4 protein-coding genes and 2 riboswitches are annotated in these 5,040 nt (G+C 68.3%); of the genes, 3 read left to right on the forward strand and 1 reads right to left on the reverse strand.

Translation table 11 applies throughout. The annotated features are described in order from the left end of the window. Positions 1-129 precede the first annotated feature (129 nt). Positions 130-219, forward strand: a riboswitch (glycine riboswitch). Then, positions 220-329: riboswitch (glycine riboswitch) on the forward strand. It abuts the riboswitch before it with no gap. Between the two features lie 82 nt (positions 330-411). Beyond that, positions 412-1,725, forward strand: a complete 1,314-nt coding sequence (locus tag PO768_RS20755; protein WP_272647575.1) for a D-amino acid dehydrogenase — start codon at positions 412-414, stop codon at positions 1,723-1,725. A 77-nt stretch (positions 1,726-1,802) separates the two neighbouring features. After that, positions 1,803-3,896 carry an elongation factor G gene (gene fusA, locus PO768_RS20760; protein WP_272647576.1) on the forward strand — a complete coding sequence of 698 codons (2,094 nt, stop codon included), beginning with the start codon at positions 1,803-1,805 and terminating at the stop codon, positions 3,894-3,896. Positions 3,897-3,899: 3 nt separating this feature from the next. Here the strand turns inward: fusA and PO768_RS20765 are convergent, their stop codons facing one another. Next, entirely contained in the window at positions 3,900-4,508 is a 609-nt protein-coding gene (locus tag PO768_RS20765) for an SRPBCC family protein (protein WP_272647577.1), read from the reverse strand. Between the two features lie 111 nt (positions 4,509-4,619). Here PO768_RS20765 and PO768_RS20770 point away from each other — a divergent pair. Further along, on the forward strand, positions 4,620-5,040 hold a 421-nt coding region (locus tag PO768_RS20770), incomplete at its 3' end, for a hypothetical protein (RefSeq protein WP_272647578.1).

Here is a 5,040-nt window from a genome sequence, read left to right on the forward strand (position 1 = left end):
ACTCAGTTTGGACATGGATTCGAGAGGCATCGTGAACTCCCGCACGGGGATGGCCCGCCAGCTTACTGCAGGCGCCGGCCGCCACGCCCGCGCAGGGTTGACGCCCCCTCAGAGCCCCGCCTACACTCGGCCCCGGATTCAGGAGAGAGCATGCCCTCGTGCATGCCGCCGAAGGCGCAAGCTCCCATACTCGCTCAGGCCCCGTACTGGATCCGTCACAAGCCGAATGCTGGAGAGCGCGGTCCGCAAGGGACCGCCACCGAAGGAGCAAGGCGCGCATCGGGTGATGGGCGCTGAATCTCTCAGGTATCAGGGACAGCGGGAGCGGCGCGCGTCAGGCGCACGCATGCCCGGGTTTCTTCCCTCCATAACCCACGTCCGTCTGACGCTCAGCTCCTCCTGGAGTTCAGCATGCAAGTCATCGTTCTCGGCGCCGGCGTCACCGGCATCACCACCGCCTGGTATCTGCGCCAGGCCGGCCACGAGGTCACCGTCATCGAGCGCCAGCCAGCCGCCGGCCTGGAGACCAGCTTCGCCAACGGCGGCCAGATCTCGGTCTCGCATGCCGAGCCCTGGGCCAACCCGGGCGCGCCGCTGAAGGTGCTGAAATGGCTGATGCGCGAGGATGCGCCGCTGCTGTTCCGCCTGCGTGCCGATGCCGCGCAATGGCGCTGGGGCCTGCAGTTCCTGCGTGAATGCACACCGGGCCGTACCGCCCACAATATCCGCAACATCGTCAGCCTGGGCCTGTACAGCCGCGCCAAGCTGCAGGCGCTGCGCGCCGCCACCGGCATTGCCTACGAGCAGCGGACCCAGGGCATCCTGCATTTCTACACCAGCGAGGCCGAGTACGAGGCGGCCCAGGAGCCGGCGCGCCTCATGCGCGAGCAGGGCTGCGAGCTGGACATGAAGAGCCCGGACGAGTGCGTGGCCATCGAGCCGGCGCTGGCGCAGTGCCGCTCGAAGATCGTCGGCGGCAGCATGACCCCCAGCGACGAATCGGGTGACGCGCACCTGTTCACGCAGGAGCTGGCGCGGCTGTGCGCGGCGGCCGGCGTGCAGTTCCGCTACGAGACCCGCATCCTGGGCTTCGAGCGCAGCGGCGACCGCATCGATCAGCTCATCGTGGCCGATGCGCGCGGCGAGGTGCAGCGCCTGCAGGCCGACGCCCATGTGCTGTGCCTGGGCTCGTTCAGCCGCGGCCTGGCGCGCGAGCTGGGTGTCGATCTGAACATCTATCCAGCCAAGGGCTACTCGGTCACCTTGCCGGTCACCGCGCCCGAGCACAGCTACCAGGTCTCGCTAACCGATGACGAGTACAAGCTGGTGTTCTCGCGTCTGGGCGACCGGCTGCGCATCGCCGGCACGGCCGAGCTCAACGGCTACGACACGAGCCTGAACCTGGCCCGCTGCGAGGCCATCGTGCGGCGCACCCGCGAGCTGTTCCCGCAGATGAGCGACGGCTCGGGCGCGCAGTACTGGACCGGCCTGCGACCCGCCACCCCGTCCAATCTGCCCTATATCGGCCGCAGCAAGATCGGCAATCTCTTCCTCAACACCGGCCATGGCACCCTGGGCTGGACCCACAGCTGCGGCTCGGGCGCGGCCATTGCCGACATCGTCGGCGGCCGTGTGCCGGAGCTGGACTACGCCTTCACAGCGGCCAGCCTCGCAGCGGCGCGCCCAGGGAACAGGCCTCTTGTGCCGCAGCCGCGCTTGCCCTAGGCTGTGTCCAAGCCGGGGCTCAAGACCCGGCACCGCTTCAGCCGTCATCCGTATGCAATGACCGAAGGAGTGCGCCCATGCCCGCCAGCCACAGCAAGGCCTCAGAGACTGCAGCCCCGGGCAGTCCGGGCCTCTCCGCGCAGATCGCCCAGATCCGCGCCCTGGCCCTGGTGGGGCCGGCCGGCGCCGGCAAGACCAGCCTGATCGAGGCCTTGCTGCATCAGGCTGGCACGATCACTGCGGTTGGCTCGGTGGAGCGCGGCAACACGGTCAGCGACTTCGACCCGCTGGAAAAGCGAGCCCAGCATTCGTTGCATGCCTCGGTCGTGCACATGAACCATGGCGGCCTGCGCATCCATGTGATCGACACGCCCGGCGCGCCAGACTTCATCGGCCAGTCACTGCCGGCGCTGGAGGCGGCCGACACGGCTATCGTCGTGATCAATGCGCTCAACGGCATCGAGCTGATGGCCTCGCGCATGATGGAGACCGCCGCGCAGCGCGGGCTGTGCCGCCTGATCGTGATCAACCGCATCGATGCGCCCGGCGTGCAGCTGCCGGCGCTGCTGGAGCAGCTGCGCGCGAGCTTCGGCCGCGAATGCCTGCCGCTGAACCTGCCGGCCGATGGCGGCACGCGGGTGCAGGACTGCTTCTACAGCAGCAGCGGGGCCAGCGATTTCTCGTCGGTGGCCGAGGCCCACCGCGCCTTGGTGGAGCAGGTCGTCGAGGTGGACGCCGCTTTCGTCGATCGCTATCTGAACGAGGGCGATGTCGACGCCAGCGAGCTGCATGCACCGCTGGAGCAGGCGCTGCGCGAAGGCCATCTGATCCCGGTCTGTTTCACCTCGGCGCGAACCGGTGCCGGCGTGGCCGAGCTGCTCGATGTGATCGAACGCCTGCTGCCCAATCCGACCGAAGGCAATCCGCCGCTGTTCCTGCGCGGTGAGGGGCCGGACGCGCTGCCGCTGCAGGCCCTGGCCGAGCCCGGCGCCCATGTGCTGGCCCATGTGTTCAAGATCAATGCCGATCCCTATCTGGGCAAGATGGGGGTGTTGCGGGTGCACCAGGGCAGCTTGACGAAGAACAGCCAGCTCTTCGTGGGCCATGCGCGCAAGCCCTTTCGGGTCGGCCATCTATTCCTGCTGCAGGGCAAGGAGCATGTCGAGATCGAGCAGGCCCTGCCGGGCGATATCTGCGCGATCGCCAAGGTCGAGGAGCTGCATTACGACGCGGTGCTGCATGACGCGCCCGAGGACGAGCACATCCACCTGGCGCCGCTGGAGTTCCCGGTGCCGGTGCACGGGCTGGCGATCAGCCCGGCCCGCCATGGCGACGAGCAGCGTCTGTGGGAGATCCTGAACCGCCTGATTGACGAAGACCCCTGCCTGAAGGTCGAGCACGCCAGCGTGACCAACGAGACCCTGGTCTACGGCCTGGGCGAGCTGCATCTGCGCATGCTGCTGGAACGGCTGCGCGAGACCTACAAGTTCGAGGTGCTGACCCAGCCGCCGCGCATCGCCTACCGCGAGACCATCTCGAGCCCGGCCGAGGGCCACTACCGGCACAAGAAGCAGAGCGGCGGGGCCGGCCAGTTCGGCGAGGTCTATTTGCGCATCGAGCCGCTGGCGCGCGGCGCCGGCTTCGAATTCGTCGACGCGGTCAAGGGCGGCACGATACCGGGCCAGTTCATGCCGGCGGTCGAGAAGGGCGTGCGCTCGGCACTGGACAGCGGCGTCGTCGCCGGCTATCCGCTGGTCGATCTGCGCGTCACGGTGTTCGACGGCAAGCACCATTCGGTCGACAGCAAGGAGATCGCCTTCGTCACCGCCGGCCGCAAGGCCTTGATCGCCGCCGTGCGCGAGGCCCGGCCGCTGGTGCTGGAGCCCATCGTCCATGTCGAGATCAGCACGCCCGAGGCGGCGATGGGCGACATCACCGGCGACCTGGCGGCGCGGCGCGGCCAGGTCAACGGCACGCGCTCGGCCGTGCCCGGCGTGATCACGGTGCAGGGTCTGGCGCCGCTGGCCGAGCTGGCCAGCTACCAGACCCGGCTCAATGCGATGACCAGCGGCCAGGGCCGCTACACGCTGGCGCTGTCGCACTACGAGGCGGTGCCACCGAACACCCAGACGGCGCTGATCTCGTCCTACAAGGTCAAGGACGAGGAGTAGCCCTCACTTGCTCGCTGCGGAAGCCGCTGCAGCAGCCTTCTGCTGGGCGCGCCACTGCGCCAGCTGGGCCAGCCACTCGGTCCAGTCCTGCGGGCCGCTGTCATAGCGCTTCTTCAGATTGGCCAGCACATGGCCCCAGGCCCGATCGAAGTAGGCATAGGCCTTGTCCCACTCGCCGCCCTCGCCCCAGCCGGTGTGGTGCAGGCGCACCCGGGTCTCGGTCTCGCTGATGGGCTCGAAACGCAGGATCACGAAGGTGCGCTGGGCCCGCGCCTCGGGCAGATGCGGCGGTGCATTCCAGTCGAAGCTGAGCATCTTCTTGGGCTGCAGCGCCAGAAAACGCATCTCATCGGCACCCTTCATGCCCGGCGCGGCGCCGGGATCGATATAGATTTGGAAGGCACCGCCGACCCGTGGCTCTATCCTGGCATCGGGCGCAAAGAAGGCGACGATGCCTTCGCGGGTGGTCCAGCTCTGCCAGGCCTGGTCCAGGCTGGCCTTGATGATCACTTCTTTATCAAGACTGCGCTCGGCGGCCACGACCGGCAAGGCCGCGACGCACAGCACCCACAAAGCGCCCGCGCGCAGCAGAGAAGCCATGAAAAAAGTCATCTCGCTCTCCTCGGTCGGCCCCGGACCGGCGGCCCAGGATGAAGGGAGCTTTATCATACGCAGATGTCATCCGCTCCCCGGGACACCGCACAAGTCCGTTTGGACAATGCGATGCGCCTGTTTGAAGAATTCGTCGCCGCCACCGTCAAACACCCCGATGCCGCCACCTTGCGTGGGCTGGAGCGGCGTTTCGCGGAGCGCTTGCAGATCCAACCGAGCTACTGGAGCCAGATCAAGGGCCGCTCCCGCCAGATCGGCGAGCGGCTGGCGCGCCAGTTCGAGCAGCTGTTCCACAAGCCGCCGGGCTGGATGGACCACGACCACCCGGCCACGCCGGCCGCCAGCCCGGTGCAGGAGGCCACGCCCAGCGTGCCGCAGGACGATGACGAACGCTTCATCGTCGGCCTGGTGCTGACCTATTACCGCCGCCACCCGCAGCGCGCCCGTACCCGTTTGCTGGACCTGCTGGGCGAGGTGCTGACGCCGCCGCCCGCCGAGGCGGCGGCGGTCAAGCCGGCCGCCGCAGGCGGCA

Origin of the sequence: Paucibacter sp. XJ19-41, assembly GCF_028462495.1 — a bacterium.
GTDB lineage: Bacteria > Pseudomonadota > Gammaproteobacteria > Burkholderiales > Burkholderiaceae_C > Roseateles_E.

Bases quoted from the DNA above. Each gene is read 5' to 3' on its own strand.
- fusA (WP_272647576.1), top strand. From the start codon at position 1,803: ATGCCCGCCAGCCACAGCAAGGCCTCAGAGACTGCAGCCCCGGGCAGT.
- PO768_RS20765 (WP_272647577.1), bottom strand. From the start codon at position 4,508: ATGACTTTTTTCATGGCTTCTCTGCTGCGCGCGGGCGCTTTGTGGGTG.
- PO768_RS20755 (WP_272647575.1), top strand. From the start codon at position 412: ATGCAAGTCATCGTTCTCGGCGCCGGCGTCACCGGCATCACCACCGCC.